Origin of the sequence: Anabaenopsis sp. FSS-46 (genome assembly GCF_029891665.1) — a bacterium.
Lineage (GTDB): Bacteria > Cyanobacteriota > Cyanobacteriia > Cyanobacteriales > Nostocaceae > Anabaenopsis > Anabaenopsis arnoldii.
The window spans coordinates 15,785-35,203 of record NZ_JANQDG010000151.1; the positions used below are offsets into that span (position 1 = coordinate 15,785).

At 36.9% G+C, this 19,419-nt stretch carries 22 protein-coding genes; 2 read left to right on the plus strand and 20 right to left on the minus strand.

Annotation, left to right across the window (positions count from 1 at the left end; translation table 11 throughout):
- Positions 1-7 precede the first annotated feature (7 nt).
- The 14 genes from NWP21_RS18150 to NWP21_RS18215 all read right to left on the minus strand — a co-directional run bounded on the left by NWP21_RS18150 (position 8) and on the right by NWP21_RS18215 (position 13,065).
- On the minus strand, positions 8-802 hold the full coding sequence (locus NWP21_RS18150) for an FkbM family methyltransferase (protein ID WP_280793762.1): 795 nt from the start codon (positions 800-802) through the stop codon (positions 8-10).
- A gap of 29 nt (positions 803-831) precedes the next feature.
- Positions 832-1,482: a class I SAM-dependent methyltransferase gene (locus NWP21_RS18155; RefSeq protein WP_280793763.1), complete on the minus strand. Its 651-nt coding sequence runs from the start codon at positions 1,480-1,482 to the stop codon at positions 832-834.
- A gap of 53 nt (positions 1,483-1,535) precedes the next feature.
- On the minus strand, positions 1,536-1,850 hold the full coding sequence (locus NWP21_RS18160) for a hypothetical protein (protein ID WP_280793765.1): 315 nt from the start codon (positions 1,848-1,850) through the stop codon (positions 1,536-1,538).
- A 23-nt stretch (positions 1,851-1,873) separates the two neighbouring features.
- Entirely contained in the window at positions 1,874-3,232 is a 1,359-nt protein-coding gene (locus NWP21_RS18165) for a glycosyltransferase (RefSeq protein WP_280793766.1), read from the minus strand.
- 53 nt (positions 3,233-3,285) lie between these two features.
- Positions 3,286-3,993 (minus strand): methyltransferase domain-containing protein, encoded by a 708-nt coding sequence (locus tag NWP21_RS18170; protein WP_280793767.1) that lies wholly within the window; start codon positions 3,991-3,993, stop codon positions 3,286-3,288.
- Between the two features lie 90 nt (positions 3,994-4,083).
- On the minus strand, positions 4,084-5,064 hold the full coding sequence (locus NWP21_RS18175) for a glycosyltransferase (RefSeq protein WP_280793768.1): 981 nt from the start codon (positions 5,062-5,064) through the stop codon (positions 4,084-4,086).
- Positions 5,009-6,268 carry an aminotransferase class I/II-fold pyridoxal phosphate-dependent enzyme gene (locus NWP21_RS18180; RefSeq protein WP_280793769.1) on the minus strand — a complete coding sequence of 420 codons (1,260 nt, stop codon included), beginning with the start codon at positions 6,266-6,268 and terminating at the stop codon, positions 5,009-5,011. Before NWP21_RS18180 ends, NWP21_RS18175 begins: the two co-directional genes overlap by 56 nt.
- A 464-nt stretch (positions 6,269-6,732) precedes the next feature.
- Positions 6,733-7,503: a class I SAM-dependent methyltransferase gene (locus NWP21_RS18185; RefSeq protein ID WP_280793770.1), complete on the minus strand. Its 771-nt coding sequence runs from the start codon at positions 7,501-7,503 to the stop codon at positions 6,733-6,735.
- Between the two features lie 16 nt (positions 7,504-7,519).
- The gene (locus tag NWP21_RS18190; RefSeq protein WP_280793787.1) at positions 7,520-8,395 is read right to left on the minus strand and encodes an aldo/keto reductase; all 876 of its coding nucleotides are present in this window, start codon (positions 8,393-8,395) and stop codon (positions 7,520-7,522) included.
- Positions 8,396-8,573: 178 nt separating this feature from the next.
- Positions 8,574-9,221, minus strand: a complete 648-nt coding sequence (locus NWP21_RS18195; RefSeq protein WP_348519787.1) for an acetyltransferase — start codon at positions 9,219-9,221, stop codon at positions 8,574-8,576.
- A 270-nt stretch (positions 9,222-9,491) separates the two neighbouring features.
- On the minus strand, positions 9,492-10,088 hold the full coding sequence (locus NWP21_RS18200; RefSeq protein WP_280793771.1) for a methyltransferase domain-containing protein: 597 nt from the start codon (positions 10,086-10,088) through the stop codon (positions 9,492-9,494).
- Between the two features lie 102 nt (positions 10,089-10,190).
- On the minus strand, positions 10,191-11,465 hold the full coding sequence (locus tag NWP21_RS18205) for an ABC transporter ATP-binding protein (protein ID WP_280793772.1): 1,275 nt from the start codon (positions 11,463-11,465) through the stop codon (positions 10,191-10,193).
- A gap of 27 nt (positions 11,466-11,492) precedes the next feature.
- Positions 11,493-12,359 (minus strand): ABC transporter permease, encoded by an 867-nt coding sequence (locus NWP21_RS18210; RefSeq protein WP_280793773.1) that lies wholly within the window; start codon positions 12,357-12,359, stop codon positions 11,493-11,495.
- Between the two features lie 223 nt (positions 12,360-12,582).
- On the minus strand, positions 12,583-13,065 hold the full coding sequence (locus NWP21_RS18215) for a DUF29 domain-containing protein (RefSeq protein WP_200987244.1): 483 nt from the start codon (positions 13,063-13,065) through the stop codon (positions 12,583-12,585).
- Between the two features lie 219 nt (positions 13,066-13,284).
- On the opposite strand from NWP21_RS18215, the gene NWP21_RS18220 reads away from it, so the two are divergent.
- A complete protein-coding gene (locus NWP21_RS18220) occupies positions 13,285-13,569 on the plus strand; it encodes a hypothetical protein (protein WP_280793774.1) in 285 nt (94 codons plus the stop codon).
- Here the strand turns inward: NWP21_RS18220 and NWP21_RS18225 are convergent.
- The 4 genes from NWP21_RS18225 to NWP21_RS18240 all read right to left on the minus strand — a co-directional run bounded on the left by NWP21_RS18225 (position 13,550) and on the right by NWP21_RS18240 (position 16,133).
- The gene (locus NWP21_RS18225; protein ID WP_271762514.1) at positions 13,550-14,011 is read right to left on the minus strand and encodes a DUF29 domain-containing protein; all 462 of its coding nucleotides are present in this window, start codon (positions 14,009-14,011) and stop codon (positions 13,550-13,552) included. The genes NWP21_RS18220 and NWP21_RS18225 overlap by 20 nt on opposite strands.
- A gap of 300 nt (positions 14,012-14,311) precedes the next feature.
- Entirely contained in the window at positions 14,312-14,932 is a 621-nt protein-coding gene (locus NWP21_RS18230) for a hypothetical protein (protein ID WP_280793775.1), read from the minus strand.
- A 103-nt stretch (positions 14,933-15,035) separates the two neighbouring features.
- A complete protein-coding gene (locus NWP21_RS18235) occupies positions 15,036-15,728 on the minus strand; it encodes a Uma2 family endonuclease (protein WP_280793776.1) in 693 nt (230 codons plus the stop codon).
- Between the two features lie 99 nt (positions 15,729-15,827).
- The gene (locus NWP21_RS18240) at positions 15,828-16,133 is read right to left on the minus strand and encodes a hypothetical protein (RefSeq protein WP_280793777.1); all 306 of its coding nucleotides are present in this window, start codon (positions 16,131-16,133) and stop codon (positions 15,828-15,830) included.
- Positions 16,134-16,820: 687 nt separating this feature from the next.
- On the opposite strand from NWP21_RS18240, the gene NWP21_RS18245 reads away from it, so the two are divergent.
- Complete coding sequence (locus NWP21_RS18245; protein WP_280793778.1) at positions 16,821-16,967, plus strand: hypothetical protein; 147 nt, start codon at positions 16,821-16,823, stop codon at positions 16,965-16,967.
- Between the two features lie 95 nt (positions 16,968-17,062).
- Here the strand turns inward: NWP21_RS18245 and NWP21_RS18250 are convergent, their stop codons facing one another.
- Both NWP21_RS18250 and NWP21_RS18255 read right to left on the minus strand, forming a co-directional pair.
- Positions 17,063-17,380 carry a sugar nucleotide-binding protein gene (locus NWP21_RS18250; RefSeq protein WP_348519788.1) on the minus strand — a complete coding sequence of 106 codons (318 nt, stop codon included), beginning with the start codon at positions 17,378-17,380 and terminating at the stop codon, positions 17,063-17,065.
- A gap of 540 nt (positions 17,381-17,920) precedes the next feature.
- On the minus strand, positions 17,921-19,246 hold the full coding sequence (locus NWP21_RS18255) for a glycosyltransferase family 4 protein (RefSeq protein WP_280793779.1): 1,326 nt from the start codon (positions 19,244-19,246) through the stop codon (positions 17,921-17,923).
- Positions 19,247-19,419: the final 173 nt, after the last annotated feature.

Sequence of the window (19,419 nt, forward strand, 5' to 3'; positions counted from 1 at the left end):
AAGGTGGTTAATCAGCCTTTCTCTTACAGAATATTTCCATATATGGGATATCAGTGGTTTGGAGAAAATTTAAAAAATATCTATAATCCTTATACTCATCTAGCACGAACTGTGATAAGTCAGAAGTGACATAATTGAATACATATCTGTTATCTAAACCATAGATATAAGAAACTGATTGAATAGTCTCCCGGATAAAAGACGGCAAATTAGCTTCAAAACTTATAAGTGGTATTGCTTTTGATAAGCCACTTATAGCCTCTATCTCACAACCTTCTACATCTATTTTGATATAGTCGGGAGAACCAAATTCATATATTAAATCATCAATGGTTACAACATTAACAGTATATGATCCTTTATATAAAGTGTTCTGAATTGCTTCTAATTCTTGTTTATGCTTAACACTAAGTGTATTAAATGCTGAACCTGGAGATGTTACATAGAATTTTTCTATACCTGCTTTACTGCCTATGGCTTTATCAACCAAAGTAAAATTTCTATTTTTTGAGAATCTTCTTTTAAGAATCTTAACGCATCTCTTATCAGGCTCTACAGCAATAACTGAACAGCCAAGTGATAAATAAACATCAGTTTTGTTCCCAACATTAGCACCAATATCGAAAATTAAACTCTGGGAAGGTAATCTCGATTGAGATATATCGAAAAATTGTTTTTGATGTTTGAAAAATAAAGGATTATTAAATTTTGCATATTCAAGATGTACTTTTGAGTATTCCCATGATTCATAAAGTCCAGTTATTGTTAATAATTTCTTAAGTACTGATTTAACTTTTTCCATTACTGACAACATATTCATACTTTTTTTACTTATTTCTGTGCAATTACCCAAACAACGTATGAGTAAGACTTCCTATCATACATGGCCAGTTTATGTAAAGGATGCCAAGGTGCATGGGGAATTGGTTTATGTACAAGTCCTAAACCTCCGAGAATAGGCATCAAAGGATTTCCCCAGCCATCAGCTGAGATGACTTTTGAGAATTTTTGACATAGAAACTGTAGCCCATGAGGTGTATATCGCCAATAATCTTGATCTCCAGAAACTCCAAACTTGGGATCTCCATGAAAAGGAGTCATAAAACAGGTTGTGTGAACCATAATTCCTCCAGGTTTAAGAACTCTATAAGATTCATTAAAGGCTTGATTAGGATAACATTCAATATGTTCTAAGACTTGATCGCTAACCACCGCATCAAATGTCTCATCAGGAAAATTCAGATCACAAATATTATACTCAGGGTAAGCTGCGGAAATAATTTGTTCTTCCCTTGCTCCCACTAATTTACATAGATAATCAGAATGGCTAATGGACAAAACTTTTCCCTGATATTCAAATCCTAGGCTTGCTTTTTGTATGCGGTGATACATTGCATATCTGACAATGTGTTCACCTTTACTCATACCAAATATAGATATATCCCAAAGTGATTGAGCAATTTTAATTAAAGGTTTTGACAAAAACATTTTAATTGTCCTATAACTAATGATTTTGTTATTTAAGATAATAGTTTCTAACTATCCCAATTACAGTTAAGTGTTAGAGCATATAATCCTATATAAGCCCCCACATCTACAAATAAATCACCCACCTTAATATTACCCATAATATGATGCCACACATCAGGCTCATACACCTCTGGAACACCTCTAAATTCCGGTAATACCAAAATGGTATCAGAACCATTTATTTTACGTTTTAACCCATTTTTACCCACCACGGAAATCAAAGTATTATAAATAGGGCGGACAAAATTCCATAACCCGTTATAGTTATTTAACCATCGGCTATGTCGTAACTGAGTGGCTAGTATTTCTAATAAATTCATACTGATATAAGATCCCCGATTGATTAAAAAGCCTTTTGAACCCCTGCCTGGCGATAAATTAACTTCATCCTCTCAGCTACCATCTCCATGGTTGGCGGCGGCGTAATCCCGGACTGGAGTCGATCTAACTGCTCCCTATTCTCACAGAGAAATTGTAATTCCTCACCCCAAGCCTTTATACAACCAGCTTCAACAAGTATACCATTAACATGATGCTCCACTAACTCCTTAATGCCCCCCAAATTGGAACCAATTACCGGAACACCCGCAGCAAAGGCTTCTAACACCACCATTGGCCCTGTTTCCAACCATTGGGAAGGAACAGCGAGTAAGTCGTAATTTTTCATAGTATTTACGACTTGTGCCGCTGATACGGGAGTTTTCCAGTTAATGCGGTGATCATTGCGGGATAAATGTTGAATTTTTGCTTGGTAAGAATCACCAGGGGTAGATTGGCAAATGCCGTAAATATCTAAGGTAGCATTGAGTTGGGGGTAGGCGACAAAAGCTTGAATGAGAATATCAATTCCCTTGGTGGGATCAAGACGACCAAAAAAGACTAGCCGCAAGGGTGGGTTAGATCCCTTATCCCCAGAGGTGGGGGAGGAAAGGGGAGAAAATTCCCTCGGTTCTGGGGGAAGTTCTTGACATAAACCCTGACGAATAACCGTAATTTTTCCTTGGGAAACCTGGTTCAGGATTAAAACATCTTTGACCCAATTACACACAGCGATAATATGATCAACCTCTAACATTAAAGATTGAAAGGCTTGGGTACGACAATTGACTAATTCCCCCATTTGTAATGCAGTCCAAATACCTCCACTCAGATTAATTTGTGTGAGAGTTGCGCCGACTATAGGCGGTAAGTTGCTAATTGTCTGAGCAATGCTTTTACTTATCCCCAAGCTTTGGAGAGTACAAGCAGTACATTGAGATAATTGAATTTGACCATCACACACTTGATTTCCCCACCGTAATAAAGTACCCCGTTGACAGCTAACGGTGGGGGTATGATAAGTGAAAATAACTGGTATTCCCCTGGATTTAGCCAACCTGACTAGGCGTAGAGATACACCACGGGTGAAAGCATGGAGATGAATTAAATCTGGTTGTTCTGCATCCAGGACTTTACTAAACTCCATAGCACCTAATTCATCCCCCTGGCCATAGATTTCTTTGAGATGTTTCACCTGGGGGGATATGGCGAAGCGCCTCACGGGGATTTGGTTATAGATGTAAGATTGATTAGCTGGTGCTGGTGCTGTGATGATGTTGGTAATTCCCTGTTTGGTTAATTCTCTGGCTAATGCTTCGACATAAATTTCTGTCCCTCCCATGGGATCTGGGTGAAAGCAAAAGGGAAGATGAATAATTTTCATTGTTCATTAACTAACAGTTTTATCCTTTATTAACCCCCTAACATTTTGATTATTTAGCTTTTATAAGCATTAACATATAAGCTTTCATGAAGTCTCCACCAATCATCACCATCTATATTGTATGCTTCTTCTAATGCACCATAAGTGGATTCTTCTATACGGTTAAATCCTATCTCTCTCAAATACAATTCTAGCGTTTGATAATCCCATCCAAATTTATGATCTCCTCCCATCCTAAACATTTGGTTAATTATTTCCATTTCTGTCTTCATGGGTTTTACGGTTCCGCCAAGATTAACTAATTTGGCGAAAAAATCTTGATCATTTCTACAATAAGCAGATATATACTTGCCGGCATCAGGTACAATTATTCTGATTGACCCGTTATCTTTGAGTGTTCTATAACACTCGCTTAAAAAATATAGGCTATCATTAAATTCTAAGTGTTCAAGAAAATGCTCACAGTGAATGTGAGCAACTTGACCATCTTCAAAAGGCAGACTATCTCTTAAATCATAATAATAAACATCCCGAAGATGACAAGCAGTATCTATATTAACCCAATTTGGTATTATGTTTTTTCCACATGCAAAATTAACTAATAAATCTTTACCCTCGATTTTTTTTGTTTTTTGGCTATAAAATGTATCTAGGATAATTTTCTGATATATTTTTTGTAGTCGATTACGAATATCCCGCAAATCAGCTATGGTGCTTTGCGTAATTAGATTATTGATAATAAGTTTGATCATATGTTTCATAATTATAAACCTTTTTTCAGAAAATCTTTCAAGTTAAACATCAAGAAATTATCCTTTTGAATTGCCGATAAATTAAAGCGATCGCTGTGATTACCTCACTTTCAATACCTGTTTAGCAACAATTTTTAGTTGTTCATATACTTTTTGACCTACGAGAGTCCCAAACAAATGAATTAAAATATCCGAGTGTAACCCAAAATGGAGTTGATATTGAATTGCTTTTATGTAACAGCGACGTGCATCATCTAGCATTTCAGCACCAAAGTATTGATCAGCTAATGTGAGATAATTAATCCCATAAACCCTTGACTTAGCTTTGCTTTTTTCATCTTGACGTTCAGTTTCACTAAACACTTGTTTTAGCACTTGAAATATAATTGACTCTCCTGTTTTATCAAGAATAATAGATCGGTGATGATTTTGAGGATGAACACGATAATCTGCCAAAACTTGATCGCAGTAATAAAAATCCCATTTTTTAGCAATGCTAGTTGAAAGATACCAATCACAAAAGTCAAATCCAGGTGGCACAGGTAAACCTTCTGCCCATGCCTCTTTTCTAGCGATTGTAGTTGGTGCTGGTAAATAATTTTTTTCTAACAGCGGAATCAATTCATTTCCCGGTGTTGGTAGATTTTGACGCTGTACATTCCCACTAGGAGCAGTGATTTTTCCTTGGGGATCAATCATGGCTATATCACCATATACTAATCCTACTTGAGGATACTTTTGTAAGATAGGAACAACAGTTAATAAGAAATCAGATCGATAGCGATCATCTGAGTCAATTCTTGTCACAAATTGACCTCTAGCTTCTTGAAAACCTCGATTGACGGTTGCAAAAGCTCCTTTATTCTGAGGGTGTCGGATATACCGGAGTCGATAATCAGTATAAGAACGGACTATTTGTTCAGTGCCATCTGTAGAGGCATCATCAACAACTACAACTTCAAAATCATAATTGCCTTGTTGGGTAAATATACTATCAAGGCATTCAGCAATATATTTTTCAGTGTTATATGCTGTTACGGTGAAGCTGACTAAGGGAGTTGATGAAATATGAGTTGACATGACCACTTTCTTCTAGTTTAGAGATAATATCTTGACTGTTTATTAAGATCAACTTCATCAATTGACAAATAGATTCTATCATTCCTGGATTTATTGTTTGACCAGTAGGTAATAAAAATACTCGGTCAGCAACTTTTTCTGTATGGGGTAATAGTAAACCAGCATGAGGAAAATAAGAACGATAAGGTTCCATTCTGTGGCAGCCAGGATGGAAGTAACGCCTAGCCAAAATATTTTCTGCCCATAATATTTCAATAAATTGATCGCGGGTAAATTCTACTATCTCTGTATTTAACTCACAAACAATATATTGATAATTAAATTTCTCAGATTCGTCATAAGCTAAAAAACGCAGAGCGGAAATTGACTCTAGTCCTTGTTTATAAAGATGGTAGTTTCTTTGATTAATTTCTATTGTCTGTGCCATATTTTTTAGAGAAGTTAATCCCATAGCGGCACTGACCTCATTCATTTTGCCATTAGTACCGATATAAATGACATTTTCATAGCCTGAAAAGCCAAAGTTTTTCATCAACCTAATTTTAGATGCTAATTCGTCATCATTGGTAACAATTGCTCCCCCTTCTAAGGTATTAAAAAATTTCGTGGCATGAAAACTAAAAACTTCTGCGTTGCCAAATCCACCTATCATTTGACCACGATAAGAACAAGCAAAAGCATGAGAAGCATCAAATAATAGTTTTAAGTTATGACGTTGAGCGATATCTGTAAGTGCTTCAACATTACAAGGTTGTCCCCAAAGATGAACTGCTAAAATTCCAGTTGTGCGGGGTGTGATCAAAGCCTCTACTTTTTCTGGATCAATTAGATGAGTTTCTGGGTCAATATCACAGAAAACGGGTGTAATTTCTTGCCACTGTAAAGCATGGGGAGTAGCTATAAAGGTAAATGAAGGAACAATTACCTCTCCACTCAGTCCAGAAGCTCTAATGGCAATTTCTAAGGCAACAGTGCCATTACAAGCCGCAATACAATGTTTAACACCTAATACTTGAGCTATTTCTTGTTCTAATTGCTGGACAAAAGGTCCATTATTAGATAGCCAACGGTTATCTAAAATTGTATTGACATATTGAAGAAATAAATCGCGATCGCCAATATTAGGACGACCAACGTGTAGTTTTTCTGCAAAAGTGGGGTCTGCACCAAAGATTGCTAAATCTTCTAATTTGGTTTTTAACATTGATTAATAGTCTCCAAAATAATTTTCCTAGTGATTTTTTGAGAATTTTTGGTGAATAGAAACATGCCTTCGGCACGCTGGTGCGTAGCTTTCTTTTTAAAGAGTACGCTACTACACAAGCAAAATTCCCCTGTGCAGACTAACGGGAAATTAAGATTTACAAACCCATGAATCTGGTGTTTTGTCTGTGTAACCGTGAATTATAATTGCTCAACCTGATATTAATTCAGACTTTACAAATACTCTCTCAGATCATTAAAAACGGTTCTTGCGTAGATTTTATGGTAATCGAGGATTGATAACAACAAAACCCTTACGAGGTAAGGATTATAAACAATTATGCCCAATATTTTCAATGAAATGCCGACACAATAAGGCTTTCAATGATTTTGAACTGGGTTCTCCATAAAAAGTACCGAAGAACCTTAAAAACAAACTTCATGGGTTATTTCTGACGATACAAATTAACACTTATACGAGTTTACTCGAATATAACCTGACCCTAATCTCTGCTCTTTAGAAAGAACAATAAACTTCTCAGGAATTAAACCCACATTTCGGGTAAGAGTATCTATATCATCCAATGAAAATAATAGTCCTTCAAATCCTCTGTTTTTATCAGATAAAGAATTAAAAGACTTCATGGGAGAATAATAGCCTATACGAAATAAAAACTTTGCCAAATTTCCACCTAAGCTATCACTGAATGAAATATATGGATTCCTGTATCGCACATTGAAGCGGAATTGACCATTTGGTTTCAGAATACGATATACCTCCCGAATATAGTTTTGAATTACCTCAATCTCTAAGATATGAATAAAAACACCACTGCAAATAACTAAATCCACTGATTCACTATTAATTTCACTTAAATTATCTCCATCAGTTAGTTTAAGGTGACATCGAGGATTATTACCAACTAACTTTTGCGCTTCCGAAATCATTGCTTCTGAAATATCAAATCCCCATATTTCTGCGTCTTCATATTTGAGCAAAAATCGCTCAACTACAGCACCAATACCACAACCAATTTCAACAATTTTTGGTTTATGAGGTAAATCCAAATCAGACACAAGCCAAGATACCCGTTCATCTAATAATTCATCGAATCTTTGATCTGTACGATCTTCTCCATAAAGGGTATCTACCCGGTTGAATTTTAGCTCTGTAAAGTCATTGACTTCCCAAAACTGTTTTAGGCTACGCAAATAATTTTTTCGATTTACGGACATAGATTTTATACCTTAACTAAAATTGCCAATGTACGGGAACATCAGGAACGGAATCCTGAATTTTTTCGATGATTATTGGATCTAATGCACCCAGTTCCACTGCTTGTAAATTAGTTGTAACTTGACTAGGGTTTCTCATACCGGGAATAACTACCTCAACTTGAGGATGGTGCAAAACATATCTCAATGCTGAAACAGTAATTCCACCAGGTAATTTATCCAAAAAATCTAATTTTCTTGAACTGTTTAATAACCATTGTTGATCGCGTGCAGGTAAATACCTACGCCAATCATTATCAGCAAAATTTGGTTGTTGATGAAGGTATTTATGACTTAAGAATCCTGATGCCAAAGGAACTCTAGCGATAAATTGATATGCAGGATTTAGGTGGTTAAACAAAAACTCCTCGGCTCGGCGATCTAAAATATTAAAAATCGCTTCAATTACATTACCAAAAGAATATTCTACAACTTTTAAAGCCCCTTTTACAGTTTTGGAGCTAACGCCATATTGCTTAATATATCCTTTCTGAATTAATCCTGTGAGTATAGAGACATCATAACCATTCCAGTCGAAGTCATCAGGAGGGCTGTGGAATAGCAAAATATCAATGCAATCTACCTTTAAGCGTTTTAAGCTATTAGTAACAGATTGCTCTAACCATGGTGATGAAAAATCTTGATAACTACAACCTTGATGATCTTGGCGATTTCCAAATTTTGTACAGATTCGCAACTTGTCTTTGGGATAATGCTTAATAGCTTTACCTAAAATTTCTTCTGCTCGTCCCCATCCATAAGCATCAGCAGTATCAAAAAATTGTATTCCTGAATCTATAGCTAATGTCAATCCAGCGGTTGCCAGTTTTTTTACCAGTCTCCTTATCTTCATCCATATCAATTACCCATCCTAAATAATTACTGAGATCAGTATAAAATTCATGGGTAGATAGTTGAAGATTGGCAACAACTAAATGAATAAGTTTATAATCCTCTAAGGCTGATTCAATCGCTTTTTTGGTTGATTCGGGTGTTGTATACTCGATTTTTTTGTAAAAATTCATGGCCAATCAATATTGTACGGATAAATCAATATTTCTAATCACTTTTGCCGGGACTCCGTAGGCTACTACACCAGGGGGGATATCTCGCACTACAACTGCTCCAGCACCAATAATGGAATTTGCACCGATGGTAATGCGATCGCTTACCGTCGCTCCAATTCCTATCCATGCTCCTTGTTTGATGGTTGTTCTACCACCAATATGAACCCCCGGACCAATATGGACACCATCTTCAATCACACATTCATGATCTACACTAGCAGCAGTGTTAATTATGACGTTATTACCAACTTTGGCACCGGGATTAATTACTGCTCCGGCACAAATAACTGTACCCATTCCAATAGAGACATCACTTGCTATGATAGCTTGAGGATGAATAGCAGTTACTAAATTAAAACTATTCTGTTGAATCAATTCGGACAATTCTAGTCTCGCTTGACAGTTACCTATAGCAATTAGAGAGTATTCAATGCCATCTCTATGAAGAGTTTCAAATTGTTCTCTACCGCCTAAAATAGTTGAGCTACAAAAATTTTTGCCATGCAAATATAAGTTTATATCATCCAAAAATCCGACAATTTTGTATTCATTTTTTCGCCTTATAATATCAGCTACTACTAAAGCGTGTCCTGAAGCTCCCCAGATAAAGATTTTTTTTTCATTGTTAGTTTGGCAATATCGCTTTTAGTTAAAAAAAACCAATAATCTTATTGTAATCGTAATCAAAAAGGACTGATCATTATCCTTCGGAAATTTTAGTAAAGTTTTATTACAAACTCTTATTCTAAAATTTCAGAAAATAAAAACCATTTTAGGAAGAGGGTTTGATTATTTTTAATAAAAATTGTGATTAGGAGGCACTCCTGTAAGCAATTGAAATGGCGCAAACTGGTTTCAAAATGAGAGAGAATTGCTCTAGACTTATTTACTGGCTTCAGCAATCAATAAAGAATCTGGGCGAGTTTCCAAATTCATTAGTTCAGGTATATTACTGCTTCCATAATCGAAATATTTGATATGCACGAATCCAGCTTCATTTAAGCGACGAGATAATTCCTCTCTATCGTAGAGCCATCGGTGTCCCCACCAACGAAAAGCAATATTAATCATTTCTCCTCGCGTTTTTATTTGCTGATATTCATCTAGTTGTAACCAAGCCTGATCTCGCCATTCTTCTGAACTATACTTGTGAACAATATTTTCCAGGGAAGGCATTGCTATTCTAACAATACCTCCAGTTTTAAGTATCCGGAAAGATTCAGATAGAAACTTTGATGCTTCTAAAATATCTAAATGTTCTAAAAAATGCTCATTGTAAATTAAATTACAAGAATTATCCTTGATGAAAGGAAATCCTTGAGATGCATCCCATATAATATCTACAAGATCTGGAATGTTCGCTATATCTATATTTATCCAGCCGGGAAATGCAACTTTCCCACAACCAATATTTAATTTATATGGTTCTGAAAATTTATTCAGTGCTTTCCGAGCTTTTAATTCTTGCCAATAATTCAAAAGATTTTTCCGCATAAAAAACAAATATTTTTTTTACTTCTTTAACTATTCTAGCATTTTTATGCTTTTATTGTTAGTTTTTACTCTTAAAAAAGAATATGGTTAATATTTTTGAGGAATATCTACAAATTTAAAATCCCATTGAAAAGAAGGACGCACAGCGCCAATCCAATCTCCATACCAATTAAACGGCCTCTCAATGTCACTTACCTCAAACATTAAGGCTTCATCCATATGAAACAGGATACTAGAAGTATCTTTTACAATTAAAAGTCTAATTGTATACATTCCATTATTCAAAAAATTTCCAGGAATATGGCAAATTGAACAAACTAAACCTACTGGAGCTATTTCAGGCTCTGATATAGCATTAAAAACACAAACATCCTGTTGATTATATAGAAAAAAGCTTATATTTAGCTGTGCATTGGGCAAAAAGTTCCAATATTCAAATGTTATTTGAATTGGGGTAGAAACATTTATTATGTCCAGGCCATTATCTTTTTCTGAAGCTACTTTGACATAATGTAAGCGTATATATTCATTTCCTGGTGCCAATTCAGGATCATCCCAACTCTGGGCTGTTTTATTGGAGAAACTGTTGGAACAATAATTAGAGATAATTTCTTCCGGCATTCCTGTTGCTATTAGCTCCCCACTATTGAGCCAGATAACCCTATTACAAAGACTTTGGATAGCTGTGATATTATGACTAACAAACAAAACTGTTCTCCCTTCTGAACTTGCTACATCCTCCATCTTCCCCAAACACTTCTTTTGAAACTGAGCATCCCCCACCGCCAAAACTTCATCCACAATCAAAATCTCCGGTTCTAAGTGCGCCGCCACCGCAAACGCCAACCGCACATACATCCCCGAAGAATATCGCTTTACAGGCGTATCCAGAAACTTCTCCACCTCAGCAAAGGCCACAATCTCATCAAACTTCCGCTTAATCTCCTCCTTAGCCATCCCCAAAATCGCACCATTGAGAAATATATTCTCCCTACCAGTTAATTCTGGATGAAACCCAGTTCCCACCTCCAATAAACTCGCCACCCTACCCTTAATTTTAATACTGCCAGTAGTAGGTTCAGTAATGCGGCTTAAAACCTTCAATAAAGTTGATTTTCCCGCCCCATTGCGCCCAATAATCCCAACTCGATCGCCTTGTTTAATCTCAAAAGAAACATCCTTTAAAGCCCAAAATTCCTCAAAAGCTGGATTTTCATTTTTAGCTTGAGGATTTAGTAACCTACCAATAGATTTCACCTTATTAGTAATCACATCTCGCAGTGCTGTATAACGTTCCTGCTTCTGATGTCCAATAATGTATTTTTTACCTAGATTTTCAACGCGAATAACTGTATCTGACATTTGCTTTACCATTTAATTATAGTATTCTTAAATTACATCTGCAAACATCCTTTCCATTTTGCGGAAGTACCAGATTCCACTTGCTAATAGTAAAGCTACTAATGCCATAGAAAGAATAAACCCTGGTAAATATAACTGCGATTTACCTCCTAGAATTGCCCAACGGAAACCGTCAATTACCCCTACCATAGGATTTAATGAGTAAAGAAATCGCCATTGCGGTGGAACAACTGTACTACTAAATCCCACAGGAGAAATATATAAACCAAACTGGACAATAAAAGGGACAATAAACCGGAAATCTCGATACTGCACATTTAAAGAAGCTAACCATAACCCCGCACCCATTGAGGCGGCAAAGGCTACAGCAATAAATAACGGTAAAGTCAAAATTCGCCAACTAGGAACGAAATTATACCATGCCATTAAAGCCAATAAAATTATTCCCGAAATCATAAAGTCTACAAAGCTCACCACCACAGCACTGGTTGGTACTACCAGCCGAGGAAAATAGACTTTAGAAAGTAAATTAGCATTGCTAATTAAACTATTGCTGCATTCTGAGAGGGAATTAGCAAAAAACTGCCAAGGTAACATGGCTGAAAATACGAGAATTGGATAAGGCGCACCTTCGGAAGGCAAATTTGCTAACCGTCCAAAAACAATAGTAAACACAACCATTGTTAAAAAGGGACGAATTAAAGCCCAAACAATACCAATAGCAGTTTGTTTGTACCTAACTAATATATCTCGCCAGGCGAGAAAGTAAAATAACTCTCGATACCGCCACAAATCTTGCCAATATTGCTTTTCTGTGCGCCCAGCTTCAATTATTAATTCTTGCTGTCCAACACTTTTTTCATTTCTGTTAGAAAATGCACTAGTTTTTTTCACACTAAACTTACCTCAATTAAAAGTTAGCCGTGAGTTATCCGCACGGGGGGGAGCCGGGGAATGAATTAAGAGGCTCAAAGCTTAAGTCGGTTTTTAACCGAATGGTTTGGCTGTATCTAATAGGGGAGGCGATCGCTACGCAGTGCTGCAAGGCGATCGCGCTAGCGCTGCTGCAAGCAGATCGCACCTATTTTTTTCCTGAGACATGACTTTCAGCTTATTATTATTCCATTTCTTCAGGCAGCCAATTTTCATCTAAAGCTTGCTCAGTAGTAAAAGCTATATCTACAGGAAATATCTTAGGTTCTAGTCCGGTTTTAACAACTGTAATATCTCTAGCATCTTGATAAGCTTCGTCAAATATTTCCAGTAAGTAAGGCTTAAGACTGGGATTCCTTTTGAGCAGTTTTTTAATTTGTTTTCTTTGTTCTATAATTGTCCCTTTCCATCCTCGACTATTATAGTTTCTCTCTTGATGCCAATAAGTTAGTTTTAGTAGATGCTCAAATAATACTATTAAGCGATTTTCTAGTTGATGCTTTTGTTCATTCCCCAAGTCTTCTAACTCTGCCAATAAATTTTCCCAATCTATAAAAGTTAAATCTTGATTACGGATATTTTTAACTGTAGTTTGTATCCACTGATAAAAATCTTGTTTATACAAGTTCTTTAGCTGATTATTGGTTTCTTTGAGTGTCTGACTCATATATGTATGAACACAGAGACAATTATCTTTATACTATAGTATATCCTCAGTCCAGACATTTTAGAGATTTTAGGCGATAGCGCTAGCGCTGCTGCAAGGCGATCGCACTCCCACTGCTGCAAGTTATCCACACGGGGGAGCGGGTGAGTTATCCACACGGGGGGAGCCGGGGAATGAATTCCCCGTCTCAAAGCTTAAGTCGGTTAAAAACCGACTGGTTTGGCTGTACCTAATACGGGAGGCGATAGCGCTAGCGCTGCTGCAAGGCGATCGCACCAACGCTGCTGCAAGGCGATCGCCCAAGCGCCCAATGAATCTAATATTTGCCATCACCTAGACAATCTAGCCGGTTTCAACCGGCTTCAGCTTTCAGACAGGGGTTTTAACCCCTGGCTCTTGGCTGGTTTACCTAGCTGTGCGCCCAACACGGGGGGCGATTGCTACGCAGTGCTTGCAAATCCTTATGCCGATGGTGAACACTATCTTATTGCCAATCTTGGCTAGTATCACAAAGAAAACTATCTGCGATCGCTGCTTCAAACCTGTAGGGACATTTTTCCGGAAAAGTTCTCAAGGGTAAGTTGGTTTCCCGTAGAGCTAAATCCACCCCCGCGGCAAAACCATCCTCTACAGCCTCAGCCATGGAAGACTTTAAGCTAGGATTGCGACGAAAATGGCGGTTGATTGCACGGCGCTGTTCTCTGATAGTCAGAAACCAACTGCGACAACGGTTTTCTGGCTGATATTCCCACTTGAGCAGATGACCTAACAAGACAGTCAGACGACTGACTAATTCTCGGTATTCCTGTCTTCCCAACCCTTCTAATTCAGCTTGTAAATTTTGCCAGTCTAATTCTGATACTTGCCTTTGTGCTAGTGCTTGTACTTGCCACTGAGTCCAGCCATAAAAATCCTCTTCGTATCGTGAAGCCCCTTCAGAATTCATAGTCTTGATATTCAGCTTCAAGGGTAAAACTTTTACTATATATTTTACACCGGAGCCGGGGAATAAGTTAAGAGCCTAATAGCTTAACCCGGTTAAAAACCGACTGGTTTGGCTGGGTGTACCCAACACCAGAGGCGATCGCCTCTGGTGTGCTGCATAATACCCAATTAATCTCATAAATTTTTGATTAACTAATATTTTGTTGTAACCAATTTTCCAGTATGTTTGGTTGACAGAAATCTCTATAAGTTAATTTCCTGTTTTGCTAGTAACTATCTTAATTTAGCTAATTTTACTGATTTATTTCGGATGGGACTCTAACTCTGACTTAATTAGACTCACAAATACACTAATAATTTTTTCTGGTTGATTTATATAATACTCATCTAAATCAACTACTACTAGATTACCAGTTAATTGCAAGAACACCCATTGATTACCATTGGTAACACAACCATAAATATTTTCAATATTATTTCCCTCCGATTGATTTAATTGGGCAGCAGCAATCATTTCTGCAATACATTGAGCGAATCCTTGTTTAAGATTATCATTTTTCGCCTCCACCAAAGCAATCACAGGAGATGTTACATATAACTGTTGAGATGATAACCCAATTAAAAAATCACAAAATCCATTTAAACCCTGCTCAATATTAACATTAAAATCAATTCCTGAAAATAAACTAATTTTATTATTTAATAATCTTCTTACTTCAATCAAAACGGGGACAATAATCATTTCTGATTTAGCTTTTTCTGTACTAATTGCTTGCGCTAAGGGAATATTATTTTGTAAGTATTTGATAAAAAAATCATCAACTGTTAACTGGTCAAAGGTAGTAAAAACATTTGTTCTTTCTTCAATGTTAATGCCAAATATTTTCGTGATTCTTTCTAGAGTAAAGTCACTATAAACCATTTTTTATAACCTTGATTTTTCTTACAAATTAACTGTCTTACTAAAAGCTGCTTGGGCTTTAGGTGTTACTATATATTCGGTAAAATAATTTGTCCGTTTTCATTTATTTAATTACTTGCTTGAAGTTTTTTTGATGCAAGTTTTCAATAAATTTTTGATGATTTGGTGATTGTAAGTTTTTATTTAATTCTCCTAAAACTTCAGCTAAATTAGTTTGAATTAACGATTTAGTTGATAATACTAATCCTGGAAATAATCTACTTTCAATTAAGCCTAAACTATCAGGTTCAAGTCTTCTATACTCACCTTCATGGAGATAAAACCAATCAATTTCTTGATCATACACTCGCCACACAATGTATTCTTTGACTCCATGACGACGATAGACATTTAATTTATCATGTGAATCGTAGGAAACTGTTGAGCCGGAAATTTCTACTATTAATTCGGGCGCACCTTCGATATAATCATCTTCACTAATTCGGGATTGTCCTCCTAATTCTGATTTTATTCTTAATAAAGCATCCGGTTGAGGTTCATTATCTAGATCTAATCTCACTGTGGTATTATCAGCTAACTCTACTCCGGGAGTATGGGCTACATAAGTTGCTAACCAACCCATAATTAAACTATGAGGGAATCCATGACCTTTATATCGTAAAGCTGCTGCCATATATACTACTCCATTAATTAATTCAACTTTTTGGGTTGGAGATATTTTTTCACAGCGTTTTTCAAATTCAAAACGATTTAGGCGATCACCATTTTCTAAAGTTGGCATTATTGGGTTGATCATTGTTAGCTCTCCTAAAGTTAACATTAAGAAAATTGCTACAAAAAAGCCTCAAGTTGTTAGTTGTTGTTTAAATTCGCAAAATCGGCTTTCCAGTTGGGATCAGGGTAAGAACTGTAATTCTACTACTGCTTTTCTGACTATTTTTTCATTTCCTCCCCCTTTCAATATTGGTACGAAAGGTAATAAACTTGATAGCTTATTCTCAAAAACTAAATTAACGTCTATTTCCCATAGATTAATAACATGATAATTTTGATAACTTTTGATTTCCCTAAATTCCGCTTCATAGAAGTTAGGAATTATTTCCCTTTGAGAGTTGGGTAAAATGTTAACTAATACCGGATAAACAGGTAAGTTATAGTTTTCTTTGGCTAGGGCGTTATAGGCATAAATTCTTACAGGCACTTGTTTATTATAACGCAATTGTAACTCATTGAGAATTAAAAATTCTCCGGCTTTGGGACTGGAGACTTTAATTAATACATCATTTTCTCTAGCTACCCATTGAAAATCAGAATTAATAATTTCCTTAACTGTTAGAGGATGTTTGGAAAGTCCCTCATGGTGTATCTAATATTTTTAGATCCCCCTAAATCCCCCTTGAGAAGGGGGACTTTGACTCTAGTTCCCCCCTTTTTAAGCTCACAGGGGTAGGTTTTAATATTATCTGTTGAGGCAGGACTAGGAAGACAAGGAGGTATTGTAGACAAGGAAGATTTTCTACAAAAAATGGTCTGTTGAGCGCAGTTTTTGTTACCAATTTTACATTATTTGTACGTTTTTCCTTCCTTGTCCACTGTCCTTCCTTGTCCCCCAAGTCTTGCCCTGATGACAATGTAAAATACCTACCTTTTTTAAGGGGGGTTAGGGGGGATCAAGAAGTGTCTAAAATCACCTTATAAAACTTATCAAACATCCTCTTAGGTCAGGGTTGTTGGTTAATCAACGTACCCATTGTTCAGGTGCTAAACTAATTAATCTTTTACCACCAATGTCTGCTTTCTTTTTAGTCATTTTTAGTTATATGTTATAAATGTTGACTGTTGACTGTCCTTGTGCATTGGCATTGGTGATACAAAATTTGAGCAACTAATGACTCTATTGACTCTATTCTTAATAGACAATGAAGTTTATCTGGGTAAAACGCAAAAATTGTCAAGTTTTATTGCAGGATTCAACACTTCTGGTTATAAATCTATAGGCGATCGCCCCAGGGCTGCTGCAAGCAGATCGCCCTAATACCCAATTAATTTAATATTTCCCATCACCTAGACAATCTAGCGGGTCTTCCCGGTATCTGATTAAAGATATACTTGGGATAAACAATCTTGGTTTTAGGATGAGGTATTGTGTCCTGCTTTTTTACCGCAATCATTTCTAATAAAACAAGATTTGAGCAAAGCACAGAGGATGATTGTGGCAATCATTGCCTGCGTAAAATCATACCAAGAAGTTTCACCACTGGCGCTCAGATGATATAGTCCGGTATGCCGATCGCTAAACTCAGACAAATTCCCCATACCCTGGGCTGAAATTTGGCTAGTTATCTCGGCGATCGCTCGGCTCCAAGTAGGCGCACCAATTTTATCATTCACTACCCGTAATTCTTCCCGTTCTCGTGCTAGTTTGAAAAACGAGCCAGCTATTAGCAGTTATAATACCAATTTTTCTGCTGGCATTGTGGACACCAAAAAGCTTATAACCACTCTTCCTCTGTAGTCAAGGACACACAAATGTCTTTCAACTTTGATGGAGCGGACATAACTTTATATTTGCGACTGACACTATCTAGTTGACAACTATGGATAGGACAGTAAATAGCTCTACGTTTGGAACGTTTCCGATTGCGCTCACACCTTTTGGGCAATTCGACCCCCTAATATCAAAATCAATAGGAAGGTTACGTTTGGAGAAACTGAGATCAATTAGACCGTCAAAGTCCACTCCTAAAAAATCAGCCTATGCCGAGAGTAACTATTAGTTTTTTAATATAGCATTTCCCATGCTCGTGAGGTACATTTTTTTTTAGTTTGAGGGAACACCGGAACACCGGAATAGGGAATTGGTGTGTACTTCATGAGCCTGAAAAAGGCTATAAACTTGAGATGAAAACTTACGTTAGGAATTATTTCGTTTTTAAATTTATTTTTTTATTACACACATCCATTGTAGCACAAGAGTAAGAGATAATTTCAACAATTTTTACTCTTTTTAATATTCGCTGTTTGTAGTAAAACCTCAAGATACTGTTGGCAAATAATTTGCGGTGTAAAGTGGGATTGTAGATACTCACGACCAGCTTTACCCATCTGTTCTGCTAGTGTTTGGTTATTTTGCAATAAACGGATAAATTCCGCCAGTCCCTGACCATCCCCATGGTCAAATGCCGCCCCACATTCAGCCTCGGTAATTATTTGTCTTAAGCTAGAGTAGGGTGAACAAACTACCGCCAATGGCCTCCCAGCTGATAATGCTGAATACAACTTACTAGGTAATACTAAACTTTCGCTGCTGGGGCTAACACTCACCAAAGACAGGTCACAGGCTGTGAGAGAATAGGCCAAATCTTCCTTATCTTGATAAGGTAAAAATGTAAAATTACTTAGCCCTAGTTCAAAAGCTTTAGCAATCAACTCTTCTCGTTTAGCACCCCCACCAATACAGACAAACTGCACTGACTCATGTTGTAATTCTCTGGCCGCTACTAACAAAGTATCGATGTCGTGACATCGCCCCATATTCCCAGAGTACAGGACAGTGAACTTATTGACTAACTTGTGCTTCCAAGCAAACCAGTTTTCTGATTTGGCAATAGGTACAATTAAATCTGGGTTAGCCCAGCTATGAATTACAGAAACTTTATGGGCGACTTGGGGACAGTACTCTACAACCCGTTGTTTCATCTCCGGACTGAGAACCACAATTCCCCCAGCTTTGAGCCAAACTCGCTGATTTAAACCTTGCCAAAGTTTTGTTACCCAGTGCTGCTTTGATACTACACCCAGTGCGATCGCCACATCTGGATACAAATCATAGACTATACAAACATAGGGCAACTTCCACAGCACATTAGCCAAATAACCCACAATGGGCAAGAATGGTGGCGCTGTCGTGATCAGTAATACATCACTTCCCCGCCAAGGTGCGAGCAGATAAAAAAAAGCACGAATAGTGTATAAAAGTCCATTTACAGCCTTACCGCGAATTCTCCCAGGCCACATTTGCGCAGTCCGAGACCTATGAATCCTAGTTTGCTCACGCAGTTCCACACGGGGAGCCTTACTCACCCTGAACGCATATCCAGGTTGACTGGTAAAGACATTAATCTCTACCCCCTGCTGTTCTAACTGCTGCACAAGTTCCTCAATTAATTGTCCTGTAGCAGCATAGTCTGGGGGAAAAAACTGTGTGACTACAGATAACTTAATTTTTTGCTCTTCAGAACAATTATGACCTTTGTTTGTAGCATCTACCGGCGAAAGTCCTAATGGTTTGTAAGTCTGTTGGAAATTCTTCATACTCTCAGAATGTTGCTAAACTTGGGGCTGTAGGTGAGCGGACTTTTCAATGAAAAGTTACAATAGACAGAAAATAAATTCAAGTTAATATATCACCTAAGATAGACTTTTAATACTAAACGATACAATTCGTCGTCAAGGAAATAAAATTAAGTTAATAGGTATATATCAAG

Coding starts and splice junctions, on each gene's coding strand:
- NWP21_RS18185 (WP_280793770.1), bottom strand. CDS start 7,503: ATGTCCGTAAATCGAAAAAATTATTTGCGTAGCCTAAAACAGTTTTGG.
- NWP21_RS18215 (WP_200987244.1), bottom strand. CDS start 13,065: ATGAGTCAGACACTCAAAGAAACCAATAATCAGCTAAAGAACTTGTAT.
- NWP21_RS18235 (WP_280793776.1), bottom strand. CDS start 15,728: ATGATCAACCCAATAATGCCAACTTTAGAAAATGGTGATCGCCTAAAT.
- NWP21_RS18170 (WP_280793767.1), bottom strand. CDS start 3,993: ATGAAACATATGATCAAACTTATTATCAATAATCTAATTACGCAAAGC.
- NWP21_RS18180 (WP_280793769.1), bottom strand. CDS start 6,268: ATGTTAAAAACCAAATTAGAAGATTTAGCAATCTTTGGTGCAGACCCC.
- NWP21_RS18160 (WP_280793765.1), bottom strand. CDS start 1,850: ATGAATTTATTAGAAATACTAGCCACTCAGTTACGACATAGCCGATGG.
- NWP21_RS18165 (WP_280793766.1), bottom strand. CDS start 3,232: ATGAAAATTATTCATCTTCCCTTTTGCTTTCACCCAGATCCCATGGGA.
- NWP21_RS18255 (WP_280793779.1), bottom strand. CDS start 19,246: ATGAAGAATTTCCAACAGACTTACAAACCATTAGGACTTTCGCCGGTA.
- NWP21_RS18190 (WP_280793787.1), bottom strand. CDS start 8,395: ATGAAGATAAGGAGACTGGTAAAAAAACTGGCAACCGCTGGATTGACA.
- NWP21_RS18245 (WP_280793778.1), top strand. CDS start 16,821: ATGACTCTATTGACTCTATTCTTAATAGACAATGAAGTTTATCTGGGT.
- NWP21_RS18205 (WP_280793772.1), bottom strand. CDS start 11,465: ATGTCAGATACAGTTATTCGCGTTGAAAATCTAGGTAAAAAATACATT.
- NWP21_RS18230 (WP_280793775.1), bottom strand. CDS start 14,932: ATGGTTTATAGTGACTTTACTCTAGAAAGAATCACGAAAATATTTGGC.
- NWP21_RS18175 (WP_280793768.1), bottom strand. CDS start 5,064: ATGTCAACTCATATTTCATCAACTCCCTTAGTCAGCTTCACCGTAACA.
- NWP21_RS18150 (WP_280793762.1), bottom strand. CDS start 802: ATGGAAAAAGTTAAATCAGTACTTAAGAAATTATTAACAATAACTGGA.
- NWP21_RS18225 (WP_271762514.1), bottom strand. CDS start 14,011: ATGAATTCTGAAGGGGCTTCACGATACGAAGAGGATTTTTATGGCTGG.